Genomic DNA, 22,857 nt, shown 5'->3' on the forward strand with positions numbered 1-22,857 from the left:
GCTTCGATGCCAAAACCAGCTTAAACACTATATTGACCAAAGGTTCATACACTTTCGGCCTCCATTCCTCTCGGATCCGCCATGACGTTCATCCTCGCTCTGGATCAGGGCACCACCAGTTCGAGGTCGATCCTCTTCGATCGGGCCGGAGAAGCCCTGGGGGTGGCCCAGCAGGAGTTTGCCCAGCACTTCCCCCAGCCCGGCTGGGTCGAGCACGACGCCGAGGTGATCTGGCAGACCCAGCTCGACACCGCCCGGCAGGTGCTCCGCGAAACCGGGACCGACCCCCGCGACATCGCCGCGATCGGCATCGCCAACCAGCGGGAGACGGCCGTGCTCTGGGACCGCAAGACCGGCCAGCCGATCCACCACGCGATCGTCTGGCAGGACCGACGCACGGCAGCGTTCTGCCAACAGCTCATCGAAGAGGGCCACGCCCCGACCATCCGCCGGAAGACCGGGCTGGTGGTGGATGCGTATTTCTCCGCCTCCAAGCTCCGCTGGATGCTCGACCGTGTCGAGGGTGCACGCGACGCCGCCGAGCGCGGCGAGCTGGCGTTCGGCACGATCGATAGCTGGCTCATCTACCGCCTCACGGGTGGACAGCGTCACGTCACCGACCCCAGCAACGCCAGCCGGACCATGCTCTACAACCTGCACGATCACGCGTGGGACACGGAGTTGCTCGAGTTGTTCGACATCCCCGCGAGCGTGTTGCCCGAGGTGGTGGACAGCAGCGCGGTGGTGGGCGAGAGCGATGCGGATGTCTTGGGCGCGGCGATCCCGATTGCGGGCTTGGCGGGCGATCAGCAGGCGGCGCTCTTCGGGAACCAATGCGTCTCGCCGGGCGAGCTCAAAACCACTTACGGCACGGGCTGCTTCATGCTCATGAACACCGGCGATATCCCCGTGGACTCGGCCCACCGCCTGCTGACGACGGTGGCGTGGCGGATCGCCGGCGAAACGACGTATGCCCTGGAGGGCTCGGTCTTCATCGGCGGGGCGGTGGTGCAGTGGCTCCGTGACGGCCTGGGGCTGATCGTCAAAGCCTCGGAGATCGAAGCGCTCGCGGCATCGGTGCCCGACTGCGGCGGGGTGACCCTGGTGCCGGCCTTCGCGGGATTGGGAGCCCCGTATTGGGACGCGGACGCCCGGGCTCTGATCGCGGGGATCACACGCGGCACAACCAAAGCCCATTTCGCCCGGGCCGCGCTCGAAGGCATCGCCTTTCAGGTGGCGGACGTGATGGGTGTGATGGAGAAAGACGCGGGCCGGAAGATCGAAGCGATGCGTGTCGACGGCGGGGCGAGCGCGAACAACCTGTTGATGCAGATGCAGGCCAACCTCTCGCAATGCGAGGTCATCCGGCCACGCGTGACCGAGACGACCGCCTTGGGCGCTGCGTACCTCGCGGGCCTCGCAGTGGGTTTCTGGGAAAGCCAGGAACAGATCGCGGCGCAGTGGTCGGCCGAGCGAACGTTCGCGGCCGAGATCGCGGAGGAAGCGGCCGAGGCGCAGCGTGCGCAATGGTCCCGCGCGGTAGAGCGGGCTGCCGGTTGGGACCGCGCAGCGAGTGCCGAGGGTTAGGATCGCTTGGCGTCCGCCCGCTACCCAGTGGCAGACACGGGAATGGGTTCAAGGAGTATGTGTTCGATGGACGTAAAGAAGTGGCAGGTGGTCGATCTGAAGTTCTCTGCTGCGGAGCAGGTTGCCCAGCCGTTTGAGGTCGAGTTCGCGGGGCGGTTTGTGTGTGGCGACCGCGAGTTGGTCGTGCCGGGCTTTTACAACGGTGGGCAGGAGTGGGTGCTGCGTTTCTCGGCCCCCGCTGAGGGGGCGTGGGAATACACCACCACGTCGTCGCTGGAATCGCTCGCGGGCAAGACCGGGCAGCTCATGGCGGGCCACAACACCAACCCGCGCCAGCACGGTGGGCTGGTGCTTAACCCCGAATCGCCGCAGGAGTTTTTCTACGAAGACGGCTCGCCGTGTTTCGTGTTGGCGTTCGAAGCGGATTGGATGTTCGCGCTCGATTACGACAACGCCGAGGATGCACCCAAGAGCCGGCAACTGCTGGACCACCTCGTGGACTGCCGGGTGAACCAGGCGGTGTTGACGGTGTATTCCTACGACGTGGATTGGCCGAAGGATGCCAAGCTCGCCGACCACCCTGAGCATGAGTACGGCGGCCGGGATGATATCTATCCCTTTGGGGGGAGCAACAGTGAGCCGGATTTCTCAACGCTCAACGTCGCATTCTTCCAGAAGTTCGACCGCGTGGTCGCGCTGATGAACGAGCGGGGCATAACCGCCCACCTGATGATCTACGTCTGGAACAAGCTCGTGCAGTGGCCCGACGCGGAGTCGCTCGAGGACAACCGCTATTTCGATTACATCATCAAGCGGTACCAGGCTTATCCCAACGTGGTGTGGGACGTCTCGAAGGAAGCCCTCAACAACGCACGCTGCAGCGAGGACTACGGCCGGGAGCGGATCGAGCGTATCCGTAACCTCGACGCTTACGGCCGGCTGGTCACCGTGCACGACGGCGGGTTCTGCGAGCGGAACGCGGAGTTGGTCGATTTCATCTCCTGGCAGCACTGGAGTGCTTCGATCTACGACAAGATGCTGGCGGTGTACGAGAAGTATCCCACCCAGCCGGTGTTCAACATCGAGCACGGCGGGTACGAACTTTCTCACTACGAAGTCTTCCCCGGCGACTACACCAACCCCGAGCTCTGCCTGCGTCGCAACTGGCTGATTCAATTCGCCGGGGTGTATACGACCTATTACTGGCAAGGCGCCGCATGGAACGTGTTGATCCACAGCCCGTTCGATCAGCCTGACGGCTTCCCCGAGCCGAGGTTCGAGTATTACCGTCACTTCGCGGACTTCTTCGCCCAGTTCCCCGTATCAAGGTTCAAACCCGAGCCCGGGCGGAACTTCAGCTCGTTCTGCATGTCCGACGGCGAGGGCACACTGCTCTACTACATCCCGCAAGAACACGAGAAACTCTCGGTGTATCTCGCTCAGCCCGAGGGCACGATCCAGTGGTTCAACACCCTCACCGGGCAGTTCACCGAGCGGTTGCCCTCCACGGCCCCGTTCTACCAATCGCCTTGGCGGGGCGAGGCGGACGCGGTGGTGATCTGTCGGACGAAAGACACCGAATGAAAAAGCCCACGGGGTGAGCCGTGGGCTTGGTGGGTCAGTGCTTGTGGTCGTGTCCGTGATCGTGGTGGTGGTCATGGCCGCGTGACAGGTTGGGCAGGTCGACCTTGTTGCTGGGTGTCGTGTCGGCGGGCAGGTCGCCGGTGGCGAACTGGATGCCCGCGAGGTAGTGCTTGAGCAGGAGGGGGTTCCAGTAGATGTCGTGGCGGTGGCCCAGCGAGGTGTAGAACACCCGGCCGTCGCCGACCTTCTGGACCCAGGCCACGGCGAAGTCGCCGTCCGTTCGTTTGGGGGCGTGCTTGGGCTCATCGCTGCGTTCGGGGTCGAGGTTGAGCAGGATGCGCAGGCGGTCGCGGGAGTAGTGCTTTTCGCTGAACTGGTAGATCTCTTCTTTGATGCGGAAGTCGTCGATGCCGTCGAACACGGGTTTGTTGATGGCGTGCTCGGGGTCTTCGACGACGATGGTGACGTTCATGTTGGCGGTCCAGGGGTGGCCCCAGAACTGTCCGCCGATGGCTTGGCCGAACTCGTGATGGCCGTAGCAAGCGTCGCTCGCGGCGTGGATGCCGACGAGGCCCCCGCCGGCCTCGACGTAGTCGATCAGGTTGTCGACCAGGCGGTCGTTGCGCTGCTTCAACCAATTCCACTGTTCATCGGTGAACTGGTCACGGATCGTGACCCAGTGGTTGTCACGGGGCATGAAGATGTTGCCGGACGAGTTGAGCAGGACGACGGTGTCGAACTGCCGCAACGCATCCGGCTCGAAGTTGGCCGGGTCGTTGCTGGCCACGGTTTCGAATGCGCCCGTCGTTTCACCCATGCGGGTCAAGGCGTAGATTCCGGTGGGGATCGAGCCGTGTCGAAAGCCGGCGGTGGCGCTGTAGACGAGGATTTTGCGTGGCTGCAACGGGGCTACGATCGCTTCGGTGGGCATCGCTCCGTCGATATTCTTGGCATGATCAGCGGGCACCGGCTTGTCTTCGGGGTAGGTCGGCATCCAATCGAAGTCTTCAGCACCTGCAGTAGCGGGTAACAGCAGGGCAGTGCAAAGCAGCATGACATGAGATGCAGGTTTAAACATGAGAAAGAGTCCTGGAGTACAGATGACGCCCAAGCGGGGCAGTGGGGATGATTCGGTTAATGTATTTTAACTTGCTGTGTGAGCAAGAAAAAACCCCGCGAATCGCGGGGCTTTGAGAAAACGAGTTGGGGGGTCGATCAGGCGGACCAGCCGGACTTGAAGTTCTTGACTTCTTCCTCGAGGCGGTCGGCCAGGCCGTCCTTCTTGAGGGTCTTCTTCTCGGCGAGCTCGTCGCGGAGGGCCTTGCCGGGTCCGTTGAAGTGCTCGATCAGTGCAGCGGCGAACGGCTGAACCTGTTCGATGGTCAGGTCGTCCAGAGCACCCTTACCACCGGCGAAGATCTGGATGACCTGGTCGATGACGTCCATGGGCACATACTGGCCCTGCTTAAGCAGCTCGACCATGCGTTCACCGCGGGTCAGCTGGGCCTGGGTCGCGGCGTCGAGGTCGGTGCCGAGCTGGGCGAACGCTTCGAGTTCACGGAAGGCCGCGAGGTCGAGGCGGAGCGAGCCGGCGACTTCTTTCATCGCCTTGATCTGAGCGTTACCACCGACGCGGGACACCGAGATGCCGACGTTAATCGCGGGGCGGACGCCGGCGAAGAACAGGTCGGGTTCGAGGTAGATCTGGCCGTCGGTGATGGAGATCACGTTGGTGGGGATGTAGGCCGAGACGTCGCCTTCCTGCGTCTCGATAATGGGCAGGGCGGTCAGCGAGCCGCCGCCGTTTTCGTCCGACAGCTTGGTCGCACGTTCGAGCAGACGCGAGTGGAGGTAGAACACGTCGCCGGGGTAGGCTTCACGGCCGGGGGGACGACGAAGCAGCAGCGACAGCTGACGGTAAGCAACCGCCTGCTTCGAGAGGTCGTCGTAGACGACCAGGGCGTGCTTGCCCTTGTTCATGAAGTACTCGGCCATGGTGGTGCCGGAGTATGGGGCGATGTACTGCATAGGGGCCGACTCGGACGAGCTGGCGTTGATGACGGTGGTGTATTCCATCGCGCCGTTGTCACGCAGGGCCTGGACAACGCCGGCGACGGTCGATTCCTTCTGGCCGACCGCGACGTAGAAGCAGTAGACGGGCTCGTCGGTGTCGTGGGTGGCCTTCTGGTTGATGATCGCGTCGATGGCGACGGCGGTCTTGCCGGTCTTCCGGTCGCCGATGATCAGTTCACGCTGGCCGCGGCCGACGGGGATCATCGAGTCGACGGCCTTCACGCCGAACTGCATGGGCTGGGTCACGGGCTGACGGGCGGCGATGCCGGGGGCGATGATGTCGACCTTCGACGATTCGTCGGAAGCGATGGGGCCCTTGCCGTCGATCGGTTGGCCCAGGGCGTTCACGACGCGGCCCAGGACGCCTTCACCGACGGGCACCGAGAGGAGCTGGCCGGTGGCCTTGACGGTGTCGCCTTCGCGGATGCCCAGGTAGTCACCGAAGATGACCGCACCGACGATGTCGGTTTCTAGGTTCATGACCTGACCGAGGACGGTGCCGCCTTCGGCTTGGAACTCGAGCATCTCGCCGGACATGGCTTTGGACAGGCCGTAGACGCGGGCGATACCGTCGCCGACCTCGACAACGGTGCCGACTTCGGACACCTCGAGTTCGGTGGCGAAGTTGGCGACTTCTTGTTTGATAACGCTCGTGATTTCGTCGGTCTTAATTTTCATCGTATTTCTCGGTCGGGTCGGCGGGGCCGTGGGTTGGGGGTGCGTTGATGAATTAGTCGAGTTCGGCGGCGGCGGCACGGGCTTTTTCCCGGCCGGCGGCGATGAGTTGTTGTTCGATACGGTTGAGTTGGCTCTGGACGCTGGCGTCGATCATCTGGTCGCCGATGCGGAGTTTCAGGCCACCGATCAGCGATTCGTCGACGTGCTGGACGAGGTTGACCTGCTTGCCCATCGAGGCGCCCAGGCCGTTGGCGACACGGCCGGCGGTGGCGTCGTCCATCGGCTGGGCGACGAAGGCTTCGACGTCGAGCTGGTTGCGCTTCTCGGCCATGATTTGGCCGAAGGCGCCGGTGATGCTGGGCAGCGAGCCGAGGCGTTCTTTCTGGTTGACCACTTGGAGGAAGCGGTAGAGCAGGTCCGAGACCTTGCCGGAGAACAGACGCTCGACCATGCCGGCACGGGCCTGGCTGTCGATGATCGGGTTCTCGACCAGACGCACCAGGTCGGCGTCGGATTCGAGCAGAGACGACAGGTCGGCGACTTCCTCGGCGACCGAGTCGAGCTGGTTCTCCGACTCGGCGAGTTCAACGAGCGCCTGGGCGTAGACGCGGCCGATGGCATCGGTGGGGTTGGCGGGCATAAACAGGGTCCAAAGTCGAAGGTCTGAAAATTCAGGGTCTCAAGGCAAAAGGCCGAGGGGCGGGTTAACGCCGGTCGGCCGAGGGGGTTTAGTTGCTGTTGGCGCTGTTCTTGAACTGCTCGATCGATTCGTTGACCAGGCCTTGCTGGTCGCCTTCGTTGATTTCACGCTTCAGGATCTTGCCGGCGATCGTGGTCGAGAGGCTGGCGGCCTGGGTGTAGATGTCGGCCAGGGCCGCTTCGCGGGCCGCGGCGATGTCGGCCTTGGCCGAGGCCTTCATCGAAGCGACTTCGGCTTCGATCTTCGCCTTGTCGGCGTTGGCGGCTTGCTGGGCGGCGGTGCGGGCCTCGGCGACGATCGACTGGGCTTCCTTGCGAGCCTCGGCGAGCTTCTCGTTGTATTCAGCGAGGGCGGCTTCGGCTTCCTTCTTGGCCTTTTCGGCCGAGACCAGGTCGTTGCGCTGCTTGTCTTCGCGGGCCTGCAGGCCGCCGAGGATCTTCGGCCAGACGACGGTGCTGAGCACGGTGAAGAAGATGCCGAACACGATGATGGTGAAGAGCATCTCGGTCCAGACGATGTCCATCAGTCCGCGGCCGCTGTCGCCGGCGGCGAGGGCGAAGCTGGGGGCGGCGAGCACAGCAATCAGAGCAATCAGGTGGCGGGTCATGGTTTGATCCGTAAGGGGGTAAGCAGTTTTCGTTCAGCGAGGCAAAAAGCCGTTCGGCCGGGTTAACGGCCGATCGGCGTGTGGTTTCGTTTTAGCCGAAGAAGTTGCCGATGAAGCCACCGGCGACCACGATGCCGAAGAAGGTGAAACCTTCGATCAGCGCGGCGGAGATGATCATTTGGACGAGGATCTGACCGGCAGCTTCGGGCTGACGGGCGACGGCGGCGGTGGCGTTACCACCGATGTTGCCGATACCGCGGCCGGCGCCGAGGCCGAGGACGCCGATGCCGATGCCGCCGCCGATGGCAGCCAGACCGGCACCCAGGGCGGTGCCGCTGTCGACAGCGGCGATCAGGGTGATGAGCGAAGCGAGGATTTCCATTTCAAACTCCAAACAGGGGGTATAGGGGGTGGGGATGGATCACGTTGCCTGCGACTTGGGGGACCGGACGCGGGCGGGCCGGGGTTGGTTCATTTGGCGATTGTGTGATTGGGTGATTTGGTAATTGCCCGTTTTTGTCGCCGTGTTGTTTCATAAGGGAGGCTAGGTGTTTTGCCTTTCCAATCGCTCAATCACCAAATCAAGAAATCGCCAAATCAATGCGAAGAGGCCGTTCCGGTCAGGCCTTCGCCGACGGCGTCGCCGGGCATTTCGCCTTCGTCGAGGCCGGCTTCGTGTTCGTCGTGTTCATCGTGGTGCACCGCACCCAGCGAGGTGAAGATCACCAGCAGGAACGCGAAGATGTAGGCCTGAAGGAAGGCCACGAACAATTCGAGGAAGCTGAAGACTGCTGCACCCACGACGCTGATGCCGCGACCGAGTAATCCTGCGTAGACCGCGAGGATGATCAGCGAGCCGAGCACCAAGTGGCCGGCGACCATGTTGGCAAACAAACGGATGCACAGCGCGAAGCTCTTGATGAAGTAGCCGGCGAGTTCGAGGCAGAAAACCAGGATGCCCACAGCCCAGAGCACGAGCGTGATCGGAATGATCATGTAGCCGGGCGTGCCTTCGGGTGCTTTGGTGGGGACGGGCCACATGTGGGCGACAAAGCCCATGCCGTTTTCCTTGAGACCGACAACCACCATCATGAGCAGGGCGATGATCGCCAGGCCCGCGGTGAAGTTGATGTTGCCGGTGTAGGTGCCCCAGAGGTGGCCAGCGGCTTGGGAGTTGAGCGTGAGGCCGAGCATCGATCCGATCGGGATCAGGCCCAGCAGGTTGCCCAGCAGGATGAAGAAGAAGAAGGACCAGACCAGCTTGATGTACTTGTCCGTCAGGTTGCCCAGAAGCGGGCGGGTCATTTCGTCGCGGAGGAAGACGCAGATGGTTTCGATCAACTGAGCCAGGCGGCCGCGGGTGACGTAGTCCTCAGCCTTGGTTCCCGAGGCGACGGGCATGGCGTTGGCCGTGATCTTGAGGATCAGGATGCCCAAGACAAGAGCCACGAGCGAGACGAAGTGGTGGTTGGTGAACCAGGTGCTGTCGAAGACGGGGTAAGGAAGGACGTGGCTCATCGCCTCGAGCTTCTTTTCGGTCACTTCTTCGGTCGCCGGGAGGCTTTCAGCTGCGGCAAGGATCGGAGCCAACATTCAGACATCTCCTTCGAGGCCCGCACGGCCCGTGGGGGCGGCGGCGTTTGCATCAGAGGGTTCGGCCGAGGCGGGCTCGGCGTCTTCGGGGGCGGATTCGGCCACGGCGGGGGCCACGGCGTGTTCCAAGAGGAAGGAAGATACCAACTTCACTTCCACCATGAGCGTCAGCAGGTACCAACCCGCCATGTAATAGACCAGAAGTTTTGCGTGGGGGTAGCCCGACCACTGCAGAGCGAAGTACGCCGTCACACAGAGGGCCACCCGCAGCAGCATCCCGGCCATGAATCCCTGGGCGGCGCCGTGGCGGTGCTGCTTGGACAGGAACCACACCGGGACCAGCCCGACGATGCAGCCGACGCCGCAGATCGCCGCCGCGATCAGGTTCACCTGGGCGTGATCCGCCTGCCCCAACAGGTGGAGCCCCACCGAGATCAGCCCGGCGGGGAACAACGCCGCGCCGAGCACCTTGCCCGCCGACGGCATCAGCGGGAACGGCACCGGGGTGTCGTCGGGGTCGGTCGGGGTGGTCAGGGCGAAGGTCATGGCGAGGGCGGGTCTTGCGGGGGGGTGGGTTTCTTGGCGGGTCGGTTTGCGGGGTGTTTTTTCGTGTGGCCTCCGGGCGTGGGCATCTTGGAGGCTTCTTTAATCAAGTTGTAGCAGCCGCCGAGGGTGGAGACGAGGGCTCCGGTCAGGGCCAGCCAGGGCTCGGTGCCCCAGCGTTGGTCTCCGAGGTAGCCTAGGAACGTCAGGCCACCGATGATCAGTCCGAGTTCCAGCCCCATGCCCATCAGACGCCAAGGCGTCGGCGGGCCGCTGGAAGATCCGGGCTTGGGTTTGGGGATCAGCATCGGTCGAGCCTTGCTTGCTAACCGTGATTACCCCGCACGCTTGGCCTCTCCTGAGCCAACCCCCGGCCGTGCCCCCTCGAGTGCGGCCTACTCCAGCGCTGCCGCACCGCCGATGATCTCCGACAGCTCGGTCGTGATCGCGGTCTGACGGGCGCGGTTGAACTGACGTTTGAGCGAGGTCTTCTGCTTGCCCGCCGCGTCGGTCGCCGACTTCATGGCGACCATCCGAGCGAGTTGTTCGCTGACGACCGCGTCGTTGAAGCACTGGAACAGCGTGGTCTTCACCGTGACCGGCAGCAGTTCACTGAGCAGCGTCTCTGCGTCGGGCGAAAATTCGTATACGGATTTCGTGGTCGAGCCGCCGTCGCCTTCCGCCGCGACCGGCGGTTCCAGCGGCAGCAGGGTCTGCACGACCGGCGTCTGCCGGCTCATTGACTCGAACTTCATGTAGACGACCTTCACCGCGTCGTACTCGCCGGCGGTGAAAGCGTCCATGTATTTCTGAGCCAGAGCATCGACATCTTCGAAAGCCGGCGAGTCGCCGAAGCTGTAGCTCTCAGCAACGTCGAGGCCGTTGAACTTACAGAAGGCCTGACCCTTCTTGCCGACGACTTCGAGCTGGGTATTGTCCAGACCTTGCTCTTCGCGGATGTAGCTCAGGCCGGTCCGCATCACGTTGCCGTTGTACGCGCCGCAGAGGCCGCGTTCGGAAGTGAGGACCAGAACCAGTTCTTTGTTGGCGGGGGTGTCGGGCGGGCTGATGAGCGGATGGCTGATATCGCCGCCCGAGCCTAGAGCGGCGGCGAGTTCGCCGACCATCTCCCCGATCTTCTGGGTGTAGGCCTGCGATTGCGTGGCCTTCTTCTGCATCGCCTGAAAGCGAGCCGAGGCGATCAACTGCATCGTCTTGGTGATGCGTTGGATGTTGCCCACGGCCTTCATTCGGCCCTTGATTTCGCGGATATTTGCTGGCATGGGGTAGGCATCATAACGCTTATCTCAGGCGCAGCAACGCGGTTCACCCCCTCGATTAAATAGAGACATCTGGGGTCCGAATCGGACATGGCAAAAGGGGACGCCGCGAACCGCTCGCGACGCCCCCGGGCCGGTGTTCAGTTGGGGGTGGGGATCAATAACGACGGCAGCCGCTGCTGTTGCCCCATTGGCCCCGGCGGTCGTAGTCGTAGTGGCTGGACCGGTACGACGACCGGACGTAGACGCTCTTGTAGTAGCCCCGGCGGACGCAGACTTGGTAGGCCCGGCCGCAGTCGTCGTAGTGGGTGCGGTAGACCGGGGGGACCCAGACCTGTTTGTAGTAGCCGCCGCTGCGGTGGCCGTAGTCGCTGTGGTGGTAGCGGCTGGAGCGGTGGTGGCTGCGGTAGTGGGTGCTGGTCCCGTGCGAGCCGACGGTGATCGACCAGCTCGACCCGGAGGAGCGGCAATCGCCCGCCTGGGCGCTGGGGGCGGCGGTCAGCAGCGGCAACGCCAGGGCGGCGGCCCCGAACAGGGCGAGCGGCCCCGCGCGTCGGGTAGAGGGGGCGGTGGACTGGGTTGCATCGTGATTCTGAAACGGGATCTTCATCGGAAGTCTCCTTCTGGACGTGGATCGGCAGAGATCACAGGGGGTGGCCGCCGATCGATCTGGCCTCCCGCTGGATGGGCGGTCTGGCGCTGGCCTGTGCGTCAGAGGAGAATTTAGTTGCGTCTTTAAATCTTTAAATTCATTTATTTAAGTTATTTAAATAAATTTAATTGCCCTGCATCCCCCATTTCGAATCGTCGAGGGGGTGGCAGCGTGGATAAAAAATTTTCTAGTTTCAAGCTGCTTTCAGGATTAGACTTATGGCGTATCAAAGTGTGTCCGGCGGAGTTTTCGCCAATAAACCGGCGTGTTCATCCGTACTACCGGAGGCACGTCCTACGGCCCCCTCGGGCCGTGAGCCTCGTCCCCTGTGCAACAGCACGTGATCAGGGGCGATCAACCTCCAAGGAGTTTCCCATGCGAATCCGTTCTTTCCTTAGCTCGTTGGCCCTCGCCGCCGCGATGTGTCTGCCGCTGTCCCTGGCGAGCACCGCCTCGGCCGAGTCGGGTGCCCACCGTCAGCCACCGCCGCCGCCGGTCGACATGCCCATCGTGATCGACGAACTCGACTGAATCGTTCCTCGAACGCCGTGGTCCCCGAGTGGCTGCGCGCCCACTGTTCTGATCTGCCATGACCAAGCCCGTCGTCCATCCCGACTTCGACACCCCCGCTCGCCACGCCGGCGACGGGGAGGGCGAGTCGCGCCAGCGCTGGCGGACGGTCTTTGTCGACGGCACGATCCTCGACTCGACCACCCCCAGCTTCGACGACAAGCCCGCCGCCGAGCCCCGCACCCGGACCGTGACCCGGCTGGACGACGAGGTCGCCGCGGTCCGCAAGAACGTGCAGGATTCGGCCCGCGCGGTCCTCGCCTGGCTTTCCGCGGTCGTCGCACACGAAGGCAAGACCGACCTCGACGACATCCTCGACCGCTGCCTCCGGCCCGGCCCAGATATCGAGCGGGTCAACTTCGCCGCCATGGCCGAGGACATCTTCCGTGTCACCGGCGTCGAACTCTCGGCCAAACGCGTCCAAACCGCGGTGACCCACCTCCGCGCCGCCCGCGAAAAAGCCAACGAACAAGCCGCCGCCGCTGCGATGCCCGCCAAAGACGAGCTCGCCGAGCGTCTGGCCGAACTCGATGGCCGACTGCGTGACAACTTCGCGACGCTCACTACCCAAGAGCCCGACGGCCAAGCCGCGCTCCGCCGTGAGATCGGCACCGCCGTGCTCACCGCCGTCCGTTCCGCCGCTGGCCGTGTGATCGACCGCGACTTCGGCGAAGGCATCCCCGACACCGTCAACCTTCACGCCCTCGAAGGCCGATTCCTCGGCTTCGTCCGCGACACGCTCCGCCAACAAGCCGCTTTCGGCTTAGCGTCCGATCACCCCACGCTCGAACACGACCTCCGCCGGCTGCTCATCACCCTCGCCGACCACGACGCCACCGCCGAGGCCGACATGAAGCTGGTCATGCACGGCAGCGCCGTTGTCAGCTCGCTCCTCGGCGTCGACTCGCTGCCCGGCGTGATGGCTCAGCTCAACGTCCTCGTCTCCGGCCGGGGCCTTATCGACACCGACCTCTACGTCGCCGAGATGGTCCGCCTCGGCCACCTCGCCGAGTCGCTGCGGGATGACGCCGCGACCAAGACCTTCATGAACTGGGTGCGCCGCCTGCCCGAAGATCAGCGTCTGCCCTCGCCGATCCGTGTCGCGAGTTACTGCCGATCCAACGCGACCACCCGCCTGCTCGACAAGCTCTTCGCCGGCGACCTCGACCCCGACGCCCTCGCCCTGGCCGACGCCACTCAGCCGCCGCGCACCTACCTCCAGCTCGCGCTCGACACGCACGACCGCATGCTCGAGCTTGACGCCGGCTTCACGCTCACGCTCACCACGCACCTCTTGCGACACGTCGTCGTCGCCCACCTCACGCGCAACAAGACCGACGCGCTGGCCCACCTCGAATCGCTCGGCCCCGCCAAGTCGCTCGACCGCCTCGAAGCCCTCATCAAGTTCGACAACAACGACGAACTCGTCGCCGAGGCCCAGCAGCTGGTCATTCAGGCGCACCCCAGCCTCAAACGCCAGCTCGTCTGCGTGCGGTAGGCACCCTCATCGTTTGCAATCTGAATACGCCGCCATCGCTATCGCGTATCCAAAGTGTTGGACAGTCGTTCCTCACGGTGTGCCCGGTATCATGCAAACGCATTGATTTCATATCTGAGGCCGACCGATCGGCACACCGTGAGGAGTACATCTGTTGAAGCCACACCTCAACCGCCGCCAGTTTGTTAAATCCACGTTGTGTGCCAGCGCAGCTATTTCCTGGCCCGGTCGATCGAATGCCGGCGAGTCGTTCAAAGACAAGCTGAATCATGCCTCGTTCGGCGCCAGCGGCATGGCGAAGCAAGATATCCAAACGCTACTTCGCACCGGAGGGATCAACCTGGTCGCCGTAGCGGAAGTTGACGACATGCGGGCGCAATGGCTCAGGGCAGAGCATGCCGACACGCGCATTTACAAAGATTGGCGGGTGCTATTCGAGAAAGAGGGGCACCACCTCGACTCGGTCAATGTAACGACGCCCGACCACACGCACGCGTCCATCGGCGTAACCGCCATGAAGATGGGTCTGCACGTCTATGGACAAAAGCCTTTGGCGCACAACCTATATGAGACGCGGCGTATGAGTGAAATCGCCCGTGAGACCGGGGTGGTGACGCAGATGGGGATCCAGATGGCGTCATCAATCAACGATCGGCTGACGGTCGAGGTCATCCGTCAAGGCGCGATCGGCAAGATCGAATCGATCCACATGTTCAGTGACAAGGCCTGGGGGGACAACCAGCCACGCCCCGCGCGTGTGGACGCGGTCCCGGCCACGTTGGACTGGGATCTGTGGTGCGGCGGGGCCCCCAAGCCGGAGTACCTTGGCCAGGGCTACTACCACCCCGGAAACTGGCGGAGGCGATTGGATTACGGTTGCGGGACGCTTGGGGACATGGGGTGTCACATCTTCAACCCGATGTTTCGTGTCCTGGATGCGAAGCCACCGATTCGAGTTGTCTCGCTCGGCGACCCCGCCACCGAACACAATTGGGGAGAGAACGGCAGGTACACCTATACCTTCCGCGGCAACGGCCTTACCTCGGGGAAGACGCTAGAGGTGCATTGGCACGGCGGGTCACACCGGGTCCCTGAAGAGCTCCGCAAGGCTTTGGGCAGGCACGGCGATTACATGCCCAAACAGGGTTCTCTTTTTGTGGGCACCGATGGCATGGTGTTGAAGCCGCATCAACGCAAGCCGATGCTCTTTCCGCAGTCTCAATTCGACGATTTTGTTTTCCCCGAACTCGATCAGCGTGATCATTATGTCGATTTTGTGTCGGCGGCTAGCGGGGCGGCGGTCCGTCCGATCGCTGACTTCGCGGACTACGGCGGGCCGCTGACTGAAGTGGTCCTGCTGGGCATGTTGTCATCACGCTTCCCCGGCCAAGATTTAGAGTGGGATGCGGACAGCCTGCGGGTCACGAACTTGGAGCAGGCCAACACCTACATCAAACGTCCGAACCGCTCGGGGTGGGAGGTTGAGGGGCTATGAATAGGCGCAATCCGATCGCGATCAACCGCGGCGATCCGGCACTTCCGCGTCCGGGTCGCACGCTTCGCGCAGCAAACGGGTGATCGTGTGTTGATCCGCTTTCGATAGTCCGCGGAAGTCCACGCCGACGCGGGTGCCCTCGGGGGTCTGCGACATCCAGATCACTTTGACCTTGACCCGCAGCGACGTCGTGCCGTGGGTGAGGCGCAGGTAGCCGCGGTTGCCCACGACCATGCCCGGGCGTTCTTCGACGGTGCAGAACATCAGTCCGGCCTGGGACAGGTTGAGCACCGGGCCGTACTGGCAATCCAGGTCTTTGGTGGCGACCCGTAGGTAGTTCCGCCGGTCGAAGGATCGGCTGGCCCGCGCCCCGCGGTACTCGATCAGCTTGGTCTTGGGTTTGTACTTGTATTGCCCGTCGAAACGCTTCCACCCGCGGGCCGCGTCGCTGTCGCGTCGGCGGTTGGGTTTGGGGGCATCCAGTTCGGCGCTGTCGCCGTTGAGCAGTTGGGCCACGGTGCTGTCACCCATGAGCACCGAGTCCCCGGTGAGCGTTTCTTCGTCGGGCGGCCCGTCGATCAATGCGTCGAGGTACCGCTTAATCAGCCGCACCCGGCTCTCGACGTGGACGGCCTTCCGGCCCCCGCTCCAGAAGCCCCGGCCGGTGAGTTCGTCGTTGATCTGCGTCGGCGTCATCCACCGATTGGGCCAGCCCCCGCGACGCGCAACGATGTCCTCGAACGCTCGGCTGAAGCCGGTGTTCTTCTCTAACGTAGCCAGTGCTCGGTCCAGGGCTTGCATGAGACGATTGATCCTCGTCTCACAAAATCGGACGTTCTGAGCCCGCGCTTCAGCCCGTTCTCCGAACGAGGGATAACCCCGGGCGGGACGTGCCGTCTGGGGCGTGCCGCTGCGGGGGTGGTAGGGGTCGAATCGGTTGTAACGATCGGGTCAGCGCCCGCGGCGTTTGAACTTCGAGCCCAGGCCCTTAGGCGGCAGGTTCTTGGGGATCTTGCCGTCGGGGAACATGGCCTTGAGTTCGTCTTCGGTGTAGCCGGCCGCGGCGTCGAAGCCGCCCGCCACTTCGCGGTCGCCCACATCGCGGGGCTTGTCGCGGCGCTTCACGCCGGTGCGGCGTTCTTCCTGAACGTCCTTGGGCACCGGGCCGGGCTTGAAGTCGGGGAACTCCATCTTGGTGATCTCGGCCCCGGCCATTTTCTCGACGTCGGTCAGCATCTGGCCCTGCTCGGGTGTGACAAACGTCCAGGCGTGGCCACGACGCCCGGCGCGGGCGGTCCGGCCGATGCGGTGGATGTAGATCTCGGGGTCTTCGGGCAGGTCGTAGTTGATCACGTGGGTGATGTGGTCAACGTCCAGGCCACGGGCCGCGAGGTCCGACGCGATGAGCACATCGACCTTCTCCTTGCGGAAGGCCTCCATGACCTTGTTGCGTTTGGATTGGTGCAGGTCGCCGTGCAATTCGCGGACGTTGAGCTCTTTCTTCTTGAGGTACTCCGCAACCTTGCGGCAAGTCGCTTTGGTCTTGCAGAACACGACCGTCGTCTCGGGTTTTTCTTTCACGAGCAGCTTGAGCAAGAGCGCCCGCTTGTCCCACGGCTCCACCGGCAGGTACTTCTGGTCCACCATCGCCACGGTCAGCGAACCCGACACGGTGGTGATCTTCTCGGCGTCCTTCTTCATGAACGACCGGGCGAGACGCTCGATCTGCACGTCCATGGTCGCGGACACAAAGATCGTTTGGCGGCCGCCTTCGGTGACGGGTTTGTCGATCGCGGCGGGGATGTTCTTGAGGATCTTGCGGATGTCTTCGAGGAAGCCGATGTCGAGCATGCGGTCGACCTCGTCGAGGATCATGTAGCGGATGTGATTGAACGAGAGCTGGCCGCGGGCGTGGAGGTCCATGACGCGTCCGGGCGTGCCGACGATGAGGTGGCCGCCTTTCTCCATGGACTTCTTCTGGTCGCGCATCGACTCGCCGCCGATGATCACGCTGGTGCGGATGTTGGTCGCACGGCCGAGGCTGTCGAGTTCCCCCGCCACCTGGGCGGCGAGCTCACGGGTGGGGGCGAGCACCAGCCCCTGAGCGCGGATGTTGGGGTCGCACATCGACAGGACCGGCAGGCCGAACGCGGCGGTCTTACCGGTACCGGTCTTGGCCTGGCCGATGACGTCCTTGCCGGCCATGACCGGGGGGATCAGCGCGGCCTGGATGCCGGTGGGGTGTTCGAAACCCGAGGCGGTGAGGCCGGTGACGACGTCCTCGGAGAGCCCGAGGTCGGCGAAGGTGGTGGATTTGTCAAAGAGTTCGTTTTTGCTGTGCTTTTCGAGTTCGGCGGCTTCGCTCATGTCGGGTGGCTAATCACTTTCCCCCACGGCGGTGGTTCCGGGGGCGGGGCCGTGCGACATAAAAGTTTCCGCGTCGAACGGCGATGGGCATCAAGAGACGTCGGCGTTCGGCGTCAGTGTTCGCAAGATTCTAGGGGTGGGCGGGTTTAACCACAAATGAACAGACTTTGGTCACCGAGCGGCAATGAAGTATTCAATCCTTCACATCCTCATCCCGATACGATGTAGGCGTGAGTACGTTGAATCAGGAACAATCCACCGAGCCGATGAGCCGGGTCGAGATCGACACCGCGGCTTTGGAACGCAACGTCGCCACCGTGCGTCGGCTGGTCGGGCCGGACACCACGGTGTGCGGCGTGGTGAAGAAGAACGCGTATGGCCTGGGCGCGGTCACGATCGCCCACAAACTGACCAAAGCCGGCTGCGAGATGCTCGCGGTCTTCAGCCCCGAGGAGGCCGAGCAGCTCAACAGTGGGGCGGTGACCACGCCGATGCTGCTGTTCTACCCGCTGCGCCACCTCGCCCGGACGGACGGCCTGTATCGCCCCGCGGTCGCCGAGCGACTGCACCTGACCATCCACGACCCCGAGCAATTGGAAGCGCTCGATCAGCTCGGCCGAACGTTCGGCATCAAGCTGCCGGTCCACCTCTACGTCGACACCGGCATGTCCCGCTCGGGCCTGTCCCCCGAGCTCTTCGCCGAGATCCTGGAATCGCAGAAGTCGCGTCACTACACCCGCATCGCCGGGGTCATGTCGCACCTCGCCACCGCCAGCGGCGACCCAAAGCGGGCGCAGAAACAGCTCGACACGTTCGACAAGCTGCTCAAGCAACACGAGGCCGACATCCCCGAGGATGCGCTCGTCCACCTGGCGAACTCCTACGGCGTCCTCCGCTCGCCGACCTACCACCGCACGCTCGTCCGTCCGGGCCTGGGCCTCTACGGATACGGCGAGCATGACCTGGTCGGCGAGCCGTCGATTGAGCCGGGCCTGCGCTGGTCGCCGACGGTGCGCTGGGTCAGCCGGGTGGTGCAGCTCGGCACGTACCCCCGCCACGCCAAGGTCGGTTACGGCGCGACGTACACCCTCAAACGCAAGAGCATCCTGGGCTTGGTCCCGGTGGGCTACGGCGACGGCTACCCGCTCGCGCTGTCATCGACCAAAGACCGCTGCGCCAAGGTGCGCGTGCGTCACGGTGGTGTTTGGCACGAGTGTGACGTGCTCGGCCGAGTCAACATGGACCAGCTCACCATCGACCTGACCGACCTGGCCAAGTCGCTCGACGACGAGGCCGACGAGCAAACGCTGCGGGGTGCCGAGGTCGAGGTCTACAGCAACGACCCCGAAGCGGCCAACGCGCTGCACAAGCTTGCGGAGATGGCGAATTCGCAATGCTATGAATTGTTGTGCAGGCTCGGGGCGCACCTGCCGCGGGTTTATGTTTAAAGTCGAGCAAGAGTGATATTTTTGTAGGGTGGGCACCGCCCACCACCCCAAATCTCAATTGAACGCGGTGGGCGGTGCCCACCCTACGAAAGAAACCCCGTGTGCGTGACGAGGGTGACTCGCCGCGCACACGGGTTGAATTCAAATAAGTTTTTTCTTAACCGTTACTCTTCCGGCTTCAGCTCCGCGAACGTGCCGGGCACGTCGTTGAGGTAGTTCTGCATCAGCACCTTCATCTCGGCGAGCTTCGCGGCGTGGGCCGGGTCGTCGGCGAGGTTGGTGGTCTCGTTCGGGTCGTCGTTGAGGTTGTAGAGCTGGTCGGGGTCGTGGTAGTTGGGCATGAACGGCAGGTCCTTCTGGTGGAGGATGATCCGCTCAAAGAACGAGCCGCCGGCGGCTTGGCCCAGGTGGGCGTAGCGGGCCTCGGGGTCGATGAAGGTCCAGCTGGGGTTGTCCTTGGCCCAGGGGTGGTTCTTCTTGAGCTTCTCAATGGCTTCGAGTTGTTCGGGCATGCGCTCTGCGAGGGTGCGTTGCTTGCTGGGGGGCACGCGGAAGGCGAGGTACTTCCAGCCGTCGGACGTGGTGACCGAGCGGGTCAGGCCGACTTCGCCGTAGACCGAGTCGCGGACCGGAGTGTCGCTGCCCTTGAGCAGGTCGACGATGGATGCGCCGTCGAGCTCCATGTTCTCGGGCGGGGTGGCGCCGGCCAGGTCGAAGAACGTGGACGCGAAGTCGGTGTTCGCGGTCATATGGTCGAGCTTGGTGCCGGCTTCGATGGTGCCGGGCCAGTAGGCGACGGTCGGAGCGACCATGCCGCCGTGGTAGAGCGTGCCCTTGGACCAGTTGGCCATGCCGTGGTCGGGGAAGTAGATGATGAGGGTGTCTTCAGCCAGGCCGAGCTCTTCGACCTTGGCGACGATGGCGCCGACGCCGTCGTCGAGCCAGGTCGTGCCCCAGAGTTCCTTGGGGATGCCCGCTTCTTTGACGCGTTTGATCACGTCTTCACGCGAGGGCTGCACGCCGGTGATCGGCTCTTCGAGCATGCCCACGGGCGACATCCGCGGGTCGAGCAGCAGGCTGTCGGTCGGCTCGGGCACGTGGGTCAGCGTGGTCGAGAAGTACAGGTAGAACGGCTGGTCCTTGTTTTCTTCGATGAACTCGATGCCCGCCTGCGTCAGCCATTCCTGGTTGTGGACGTTGAGGCCGGCCTTCTTGAGGTTCTGGTCGTCGTCGGGGTTGCCGATGTAGATGTTCTTGGCGAAGTCGAAGCCAAGTGTTTTGAGGTACGTGCTGAAGACCTCTTGGTCGCCCTTGAGCTTCTGGATCAGGCCGGGGTCGGACGGGTCGGTCGGGTCGGCGCCTTCGGGGAAGGGGGGGCGCTTGCCATCCAGGCCCACGTGCCACTTGCCGACGAACCCCGTGGCGTAGCCCGTGTCTTGCAGCACGCTCGGCACGGTCGGTTGGTCGGGCTCGAAGCCCTGGTTCCACATCACGTAGGTGATGCCTTCGGGGGTGATCTCGTTGAGGAAGGCCGGCGACTGGCTGCGGCTGGCGTACTGCCCGGTGAGGCAGGTGTATCGGCTGGGGGTACACACGCTCGACGTGACGTAGGTCTGCGACAGGTACATCCCGCCCTCGGCGAGCGCGTTGAGGTGGGGCGTCAGCGCCGCGCCGCCGATGAAGCCCAGGTCGTCGTAACGCTGGTCATCGGTGATGATGAAGATGATGTTGGGCTGACGCTTCTCGGCCTCGGCCTGGGGCTCGGGCTCGGCCACAGGCTCGGGTGCGCTTTCAGGGGCTTGGCAAGCGGTGAGCGACATCACCAGCGAGGCGATGCACGCGAACGACAAAAAGAACTTGGGCATGATTGGGATCCATCGGTGAAAAATGAGGGGCGATGGTCAACAATATACCCCGGCGTGGTTAAGTTTTTCACCTCGGCAAAAAAGTTATGCCGAGACCTCTCGGCAGAACCGCGCGACCGCCCGGTCGAGCTTCGGCCAGTGCTTGTGCACCAACGTGTTATGCGTCGCGTCGTCGATCCGCACGATCGTGACGTTGTCCCGTTCCGCCGCCGCGGCGAGCTTGTGGACGTGATCTCTCCCCGGCAGGTACGGGTCCTTGCCGCCCTCGGCCAGGAGCACGGGGATCTCGATCTGCTTGAGCGCCTCGATCGCCGACGCCTCGTCGAGCTTGAAGCCCGCCTCGGCGGACGCGACATCGAACCCATCCTCAATCCACTTGCGGTCGAGCCAGGGCGTGAGCTTCCGCCGGAAACTCTCGATCGCCCCGCGGAAGTCGGCGAAGGGGGCTAGCCCCACCACACCCGCCACGCGCTCGTCGATCGCCGCGTGCTGCAGCACCGTGCCCCCGCCGAGGCTGAAGCCCATCGTGATGACCTTCAGGCCGTCGTCGATGCCTCCGCGTGGCTTGATCAACCCTCGGCCCGCCGCCGAGTCGATCACCGCCGTGATGTCGTGTTTTTCTTCGACGCCGAACGTCAGCCGCCGCCCGGTTGATCGGCCGTGCACGCGGTGGTCGAACAGCAACACGTCGTGCCCGCGCGCGTTCATTTTCCACGCCGTCTTGAAGTGCCGCTCCTTGGTCTCCATCAACCCGTGCGAGACCACGATGGGCAGACGCGGTTTCGCCTCGGCGTCTCGTGGCGAGAACCACGCATCGATCGTCACCCCGTTGGGTCGATACACCCGGAACCGCCGCCCGCCGCGCTCCCGCGACACCCGGCGGTGCACCGCACCCAGATACTGCCGCCCCGGGTAACGCCCCGCACTCAGCGTCAGCCGCCCCAAGGCCACCGACAGCCGCGAAGGCCCCTCGTCAAAATCAAACGGTTCGGAATCGGACATACCTCGATTGTACGAATCGTCGGCACTGCAGGTTTGCGAGATTTCCCCCGTGTATTCGTCAAGCATCAACCCCTCCCCATCGGGGGAGGTGGCCGGCGAAGCCGGTCGGAGGGGGCAGGTGAGTCCACAAACGGCCCCGAGTGTGCCACGGCAGCAAGTGCCCTCACCCCAACCCTCTCCAGGGGGAGACGGGGCCAATCCCGCATGACTCAATCACCCAATCGCAAAATCACGAAATCGCCAAATCTCAAACCTCCCGCTCCAGCACCTCCAGCGCCGCCGTCGCGTGCCCCCGGCTGACCTCGTGAAACCGCGTCGCCGTGGCCATCGCCAGCAACGCCCGCTTCACCCGCGCCAGCTCCGGCCAGTCCTCGCCCGCCGACAAGCCGTGTGTCTTGCGTTCCCGGGCGATCATCGACACCAGCTTCCGGCCGTGCAGCCGGTGCGGCGTCGACCAAAACAGATGCTCCAGGTAAACCGCGTCCTCCACCCAGTGCCCGACCCGCACCTCGGCGAGATCGATCAACGCCGCCGCTTTGAGATTCGGCGACTCGCGGTCCGCCTCGTCGTCGTGCGACACCCGCGTCAGCGCATTGCCCAGGTGCAGGTCCCCGTGGCACCACCCGTCGCCCGCCCGGCCGTCCCACAGCTCGACCCACTTGTCCAGCTTCTTGTGCGCCCGCTTCAACGCCGCCTTCCAACGCTGCGGCTCGGCACACCCGCGGGCCTGCACCCGCTTGCGCCCCTCGGCCAACATCGTCGGCCAATCCCGTTTCCGCGGCCCCCAACTCGGGTCGATCGGCGTGTCTTGCGAGGCCTGGTAAAACCGGCCCGCCGCGTTCACGATCAGGTCGAACTCCCGGCCCTCCCACTTCTCGTCCAACGGCCCGAACGGCAACCGCTCCATCACCACCCAGGCGAAGTCGTACCCGCCGATCGATTCGCCGTGCGCCAGCACACGCGGCACCACCCCGCCCACCGCCGACACCGGCCGGGCAAACCCAAACGATTCGTCCCCGCGCCCCATGTCGTTCGTCGGCGTCGGCTGCAGCCGGACCAGCCACCGCCGTTCGCGCGGCGGCACCGGCAGCTTGACCACCACGTCGTGCTCGGCCCCCCGGTCGTCGGAAAACGTCGCAAACCCGGTCAACGCGCCGCCGCGCTGCCAAGCCGTCCGGAACCAATTGATCTTGGAAAGTCGCCCGCCACAGGCATCGATCAGCGGCTGCTCGAGCGCCGCACCAAAGGGCACGCTCGCCGCCTCGCTCTGGGCCTCGGATTCGTCACCCTGCCCCATCAGCCGCCTTTCGGTGTG

At 63.9% G+C, this 22,857-nt stretch carries 21 protein-coding genes; 6 read left to right on the forward strand and 15 right to left on the reverse strand.

The features are described 5' to 3' along the window. Positions 1 to 81: 81 nt before the first annotated feature. Both glpK and HNQ40_RS11235 read left to right on the forward strand, forming a co-directional pair. Positions 82 to 1,587 carry a glycerol kinase GlpK gene (glpK, locus tag HNQ40_RS11230; protein ID WP_184677926.1) on the forward strand — a complete coding sequence of 502 codons (1,506 nt, stop codon included), beginning with the start codon at positions 82 to 84 and terminating at the stop codon, positions 1,585 to 1,587. A gap of 66 nt (positions 1,588 to 1,653) precedes the next feature. After that, positions 1,654 to 3,171 carry a DUF5060 domain-containing protein gene (locus HNQ40_RS11235; RefSeq protein WP_184677927.1) on the forward strand — a complete coding sequence of 506 codons (1,518 nt, stop codon included), beginning with the start codon at positions 1,654 to 1,656 and terminating at the stop codon, positions 3,169 to 3,171. Positions 3,172 to 3,205: 34 nt separating this feature from the next. Here the strand turns inward: HNQ40_RS11235 and HNQ40_RS11240 are convergent, their stop codons facing one another. The 10 genes from HNQ40_RS11240 to HNQ40_RS11285 all read right to left on the reverse strand — a co-directional run bounded on the left by HNQ40_RS11240 (position 3,206) and on the right by HNQ40_RS11285 (position 11,255). Beyond that, positions 3,206 to 4,249: a ThuA domain-containing protein gene (locus HNQ40_RS11240; RefSeq protein WP_221435495.1), complete on the reverse strand. Its 1,044-nt coding sequence runs from the start codon at positions 4,247 to 4,249 to the stop codon at positions 3,206 to 3,208. A 137-nt stretch (positions 4,250 to 4,386) separates the two neighbouring features. Then, positions 4,387 to 5,922, reverse strand: coding sequence for a F0F1 ATP synthase subunit alpha (gene atpA, locus HNQ40_RS11245; RefSeq protein ID WP_184677929.1), 1,536 nt, complete (start codon positions 5,920 to 5,922; stop codon positions 4,387 to 4,389). A gap of 52 nt (positions 5,923 to 5,974) precedes the next feature. Further along, complete coding sequence (gene atpH / locus HNQ40_RS11250) at positions 5,975 to 6,562, reverse strand: ATP synthase F1 subunit delta (RefSeq protein ID WP_184677930.1); 588 nt, start codon at positions 6,560 to 6,562, stop codon at positions 5,975 to 5,977. Between the two features lie 88 nt (positions 6,563 to 6,650). Continuing rightward, positions 6,651 to 7,229, reverse strand: coding sequence for a F0F1 ATP synthase subunit B (gene atpF / locus HNQ40_RS11255; RefSeq protein ID WP_184677931.1), 579 nt, complete (start codon positions 7,227 to 7,229; stop codon positions 6,651 to 6,653). A 91-nt stretch (positions 7,230 to 7,320) separates the two neighbouring features. Further along, on the reverse strand, positions 7,321 to 7,611 hold the full coding sequence (locus tag HNQ40_RS11260; RefSeq protein ID WP_184677932.1) for a F0F1 ATP synthase subunit C: 291 nt from the start codon (positions 7,609 to 7,611) through the stop codon (positions 7,321 to 7,323). Positions 7,612 to 7,826: 215 nt separating this feature from the next. Continuing rightward, on the reverse strand, positions 7,827 to 8,822 hold the full coding sequence (locus tag HNQ40_RS11265) for a F0F1 ATP synthase subunit A (protein WP_184677933.1): 996 nt from the start codon (positions 8,820 to 8,822) through the stop codon (positions 7,827 to 7,829). Next, complete coding sequence (locus HNQ40_RS11270) at positions 8,823 to 9,368, reverse strand: hypothetical protein (protein ID WP_184677934.1); 546 nt, start codon at positions 9,366 to 9,368, stop codon at positions 8,823 to 8,825. Next, positions 9,365 to 9,673 (reverse strand): AtpZ/AtpI family protein, encoded by a 309-nt coding sequence (locus HNQ40_RS11275; protein WP_184677935.1) that lies wholly within the window; start codon positions 9,671 to 9,673, stop codon positions 9,365 to 9,367. Before HNQ40_RS11275 ends, HNQ40_RS11270 begins: the two co-directional genes overlap by 4 nt. A gap of 87 nt (positions 9,674 to 9,760) precedes the next feature. After that, positions 9,761 to 10,648 carry an ATP synthase F1 subunit gamma gene (gene atpG, locus HNQ40_RS11280; RefSeq protein ID WP_184677936.1) on the reverse strand — a complete coding sequence of 296 codons (888 nt, stop codon included), beginning with the start codon at positions 10,646 to 10,648 and terminating at the stop codon, positions 9,761 to 9,763. Between the two features lie 154 nt (positions 10,649 to 10,802). After that, positions 10,803 to 11,255 (reverse strand): hypothetical protein, encoded by a 453-nt coding sequence (locus HNQ40_RS11285; protein ID WP_184677937.1) that lies wholly within the window; start codon positions 11,253 to 11,255, stop codon positions 10,803 to 10,805. Between the two features lie 417 nt (positions 11,256 to 11,672). Between HNQ40_RS11285 and HNQ40_RS11290 the strand changes: the two genes are divergently transcribed. The 3 genes from HNQ40_RS11290 (at position 11,673) to HNQ40_RS11300 (ending at position 14,860) form a co-directional block, all read left to right on the forward strand. Further along, the gene (locus HNQ40_RS11290) at positions 11,673 to 11,828 is read left to right on the forward strand and encodes a hypothetical protein (RefSeq protein WP_184677938.1); all 156 of its coding nucleotides are present in this window, start codon (positions 11,673 to 11,675) and stop codon (positions 11,826 to 11,828) included. Between the two features lie 58 nt (positions 11,829 to 11,886). Further along, positions 11,887 to 13,365 carry a hypothetical protein gene (locus tag HNQ40_RS11295; protein ID WP_184677939.1) on the forward strand — a complete coding sequence of 493 codons (1,479 nt, stop codon included), beginning with the start codon at positions 11,887 to 11,889 and terminating at the stop codon, positions 13,363 to 13,365. Positions 13,366 to 13,519: 154 nt separating this feature from the next. Continuing rightward, entirely contained in the window at positions 13,520 to 14,860 is a 1,341-nt protein-coding gene (locus HNQ40_RS11300) for a Gfo/Idh/MocA family protein (protein WP_184677940.1), read from the forward strand. A gap of 21 nt (positions 14,861 to 14,881) precedes the next feature. Here the strand turns inward: HNQ40_RS11300 and HNQ40_RS11305 are convergent, their stop codons facing one another. Both HNQ40_RS11305 and HNQ40_RS11310 read right to left on the reverse strand, forming a co-directional pair. Then, positions 14,882 to 15,661, reverse strand: coding sequence for a PilZ domain-containing protein (locus tag HNQ40_RS11305; RefSeq protein WP_184677941.1), 780 nt, complete (start codon positions 15,659 to 15,661; stop codon positions 14,882 to 14,884). Positions 15,662 to 15,811: 150 nt separating this feature from the next. After that, positions 15,812 to 17,227 (reverse strand): DEAD/DEAH box helicase, encoded by a 1,416-nt coding sequence (locus HNQ40_RS11310; RefSeq protein WP_184677942.1) that lies wholly within the window; start codon positions 17,225 to 17,227, stop codon positions 15,812 to 15,814. 230 nt (positions 17,228 to 17,457) lie between these two features. Here HNQ40_RS11310 and alr point away from each other — a divergent pair, with 230 nt between their 5' ends. Then, the gene (alr, locus tag HNQ40_RS11315; protein WP_184677943.1) at positions 17,458 to 18,675 is read left to right on the forward strand and encodes an alanine racemase; all 1,218 of its coding nucleotides are present in this window, start codon (positions 17,458 to 17,460) and stop codon (positions 18,673 to 18,675) included. Positions 18,676 to 18,839: 164 nt separating this feature from the next. On the opposite strand, the gene HNQ40_RS11320 is transcribed toward alr, so the two are convergent. The 3 genes from HNQ40_RS11320 to HNQ40_RS11330 all read right to left on the reverse strand — a co-directional run bounded on the left by HNQ40_RS11320 (position 18,840) and on the right by HNQ40_RS11330 (position 22,839). Then, entirely contained in the window at positions 18,840 to 20,540 is a 1,701-nt protein-coding gene (locus HNQ40_RS11320) for a sulfatase family protein (RefSeq protein ID WP_184677944.1), read from the reverse strand. Positions 20,541 to 20,624: 84 nt separating this feature from the next. Beyond that, on the reverse strand, positions 20,625 to 21,542 hold the full coding sequence (locus tag HNQ40_RS11325; RefSeq protein ID WP_184677945.1) for an alpha/beta hydrolase: 918 nt from the start codon (positions 21,540 to 21,542) through the stop codon (positions 20,625 to 20,627). A gap of 247 nt (positions 21,543 to 21,789) precedes the next feature. Further along, positions 21,790 to 22,839: an aminoglycoside phosphotransferase family protein gene (locus HNQ40_RS11330; RefSeq protein ID WP_184677946.1), complete on the reverse strand. Its 1,050-nt coding sequence runs from the start codon at positions 22,837 to 22,839 to the stop codon at positions 21,790 to 21,792. Positions 22,840 to 22,857: the final 18 nt, after the last annotated feature.

Origin of the sequence: Algisphaera agarilytica, assembly GCF_014207595.1 — a bacterium.
Lineage (GTDB): Bacteria > Planctomycetota > Phycisphaerae > Phycisphaerales > Phycisphaeraceae > Algisphaera > Algisphaera agarilytica.

Bases quoted from the DNA above. Each gene is read 5' to 3' on its own strand.
- glpK (WP_184677926.1), top strand. From the start codon at position 82: ATGACGTTCATCCTCGCTCTGGATCAGGGCACCACCAGTTCGAGGTCG.
- HNQ40_RS11235 (WP_184677927.1), top strand. From the start codon at position 1,654: ATGGACGTAAAGAAGTGGCAGGTGGTCGATCTGAAGTTCTCTGCTGCG.
- HNQ40_RS11240 (WP_221435495.1), bottom strand. From the start codon at position 4,249: ATGTTTAAACCTGCATCTCATGTCATGCTGCTTTGCACTGCCCTGCTG.
- atpA (WP_184677929.1), bottom strand. From the start codon at position 5,922: ATGAAAATTAAGACCGACGAAATCACGAGCGTTATCAAACAAGAAGTC.
- atpH (WP_184677930.1), bottom strand. From the start codon at position 6,562: ATGCCCGCCAACCCCACCGATGCCATCGGCCGCGTCTACGCCCAGGCG.
- atpF (WP_184677931.1), bottom strand. From the start codon at position 7,229: ATGACCCGCCACCTGATTGCTCTGATTGCTGTGCTCGCCGCCCCCAGC.
- HNQ40_RS11260 (WP_184677932.1), bottom strand. From the start codon at position 7,611: ATGGAAATCCTCGCTTCGCTCATCACCCTGATCGCCGCTGTCGACAGC.
- HNQ40_RS11265 (WP_184677933.1), bottom strand. From the start codon at position 8,822: ATGTTGGCTCCGATCCTTGCCGCAGCTGAAAGCCTCCCGGCGACCGAA.
- HNQ40_RS11270 (WP_184677934.1), bottom strand. From the start codon at position 9,368: ATGACCTTCGCCCTGACCACCCCGACCGACCCCGACGACACCCCGGTG.
- HNQ40_RS11275 (WP_184677935.1), bottom strand. From the start codon at position 9,673: ATGCTGATCCCCAAACCCAAGCCCGGATCTTCCAGCGGCCCGCCGACG.
- atpG (WP_184677936.1), bottom strand. From the start codon at position 10,648: ATGCCAGCAAATATCCGCGAAATCAAGGGCCGAATGAAGGCCGTGGGC.
- HNQ40_RS11285 (WP_184677937.1), bottom strand. From the start codon at position 11,255: ATGAAGATCCCGTTTCAGAATCACGATGCAACCCAGTCCACCGCCCCC.
- HNQ40_RS11290 (WP_184677938.1), top strand. From the start codon at position 11,673: ATGCGAATCCGTTCTTTCCTTAGCTCGTTGGCCCTCGCCGCCGCGATG.
- HNQ40_RS11295 (WP_184677939.1), top strand. From the start codon at position 11,887: ATGACCAAGCCCGTCGTCCATCCCGACTTCGACACCCCCGCTCGCCAC.
- HNQ40_RS11305 (WP_184677941.1), bottom strand. From the start codon at position 15,661: ATGCAAGCCCTGGACCGAGCACTGGCTACGTTAGAGAAGAACACCGGC.
- HNQ40_RS11310 (WP_184677942.1), bottom strand. From the start codon at position 17,227: ATGAGCGAAGCCGCCGAACTCGAAAAGCACAGCAAAAACGAACTCTTT.
- HNQ40_RS11320 (WP_184677944.1), bottom strand. From the start codon at position 20,540: ATGCCCAAGTTCTTTTTGTCGTTCGCGTGCATCGCCTCGCTGGTGATG.
- HNQ40_RS11325 (WP_184677945.1), bottom strand. From the start codon at position 21,542: ATGTCCGATTCCGAACCGTTTGATTTTGACGAGGGGCCTTCGCGGCTG.
- HNQ40_RS11330 (WP_184677946.1), bottom strand. From the start codon at position 22,839: ATGGGGCAGGGTGACGAATCCGAGGCCCAGAGCGAGGCGGCGAGCGTG.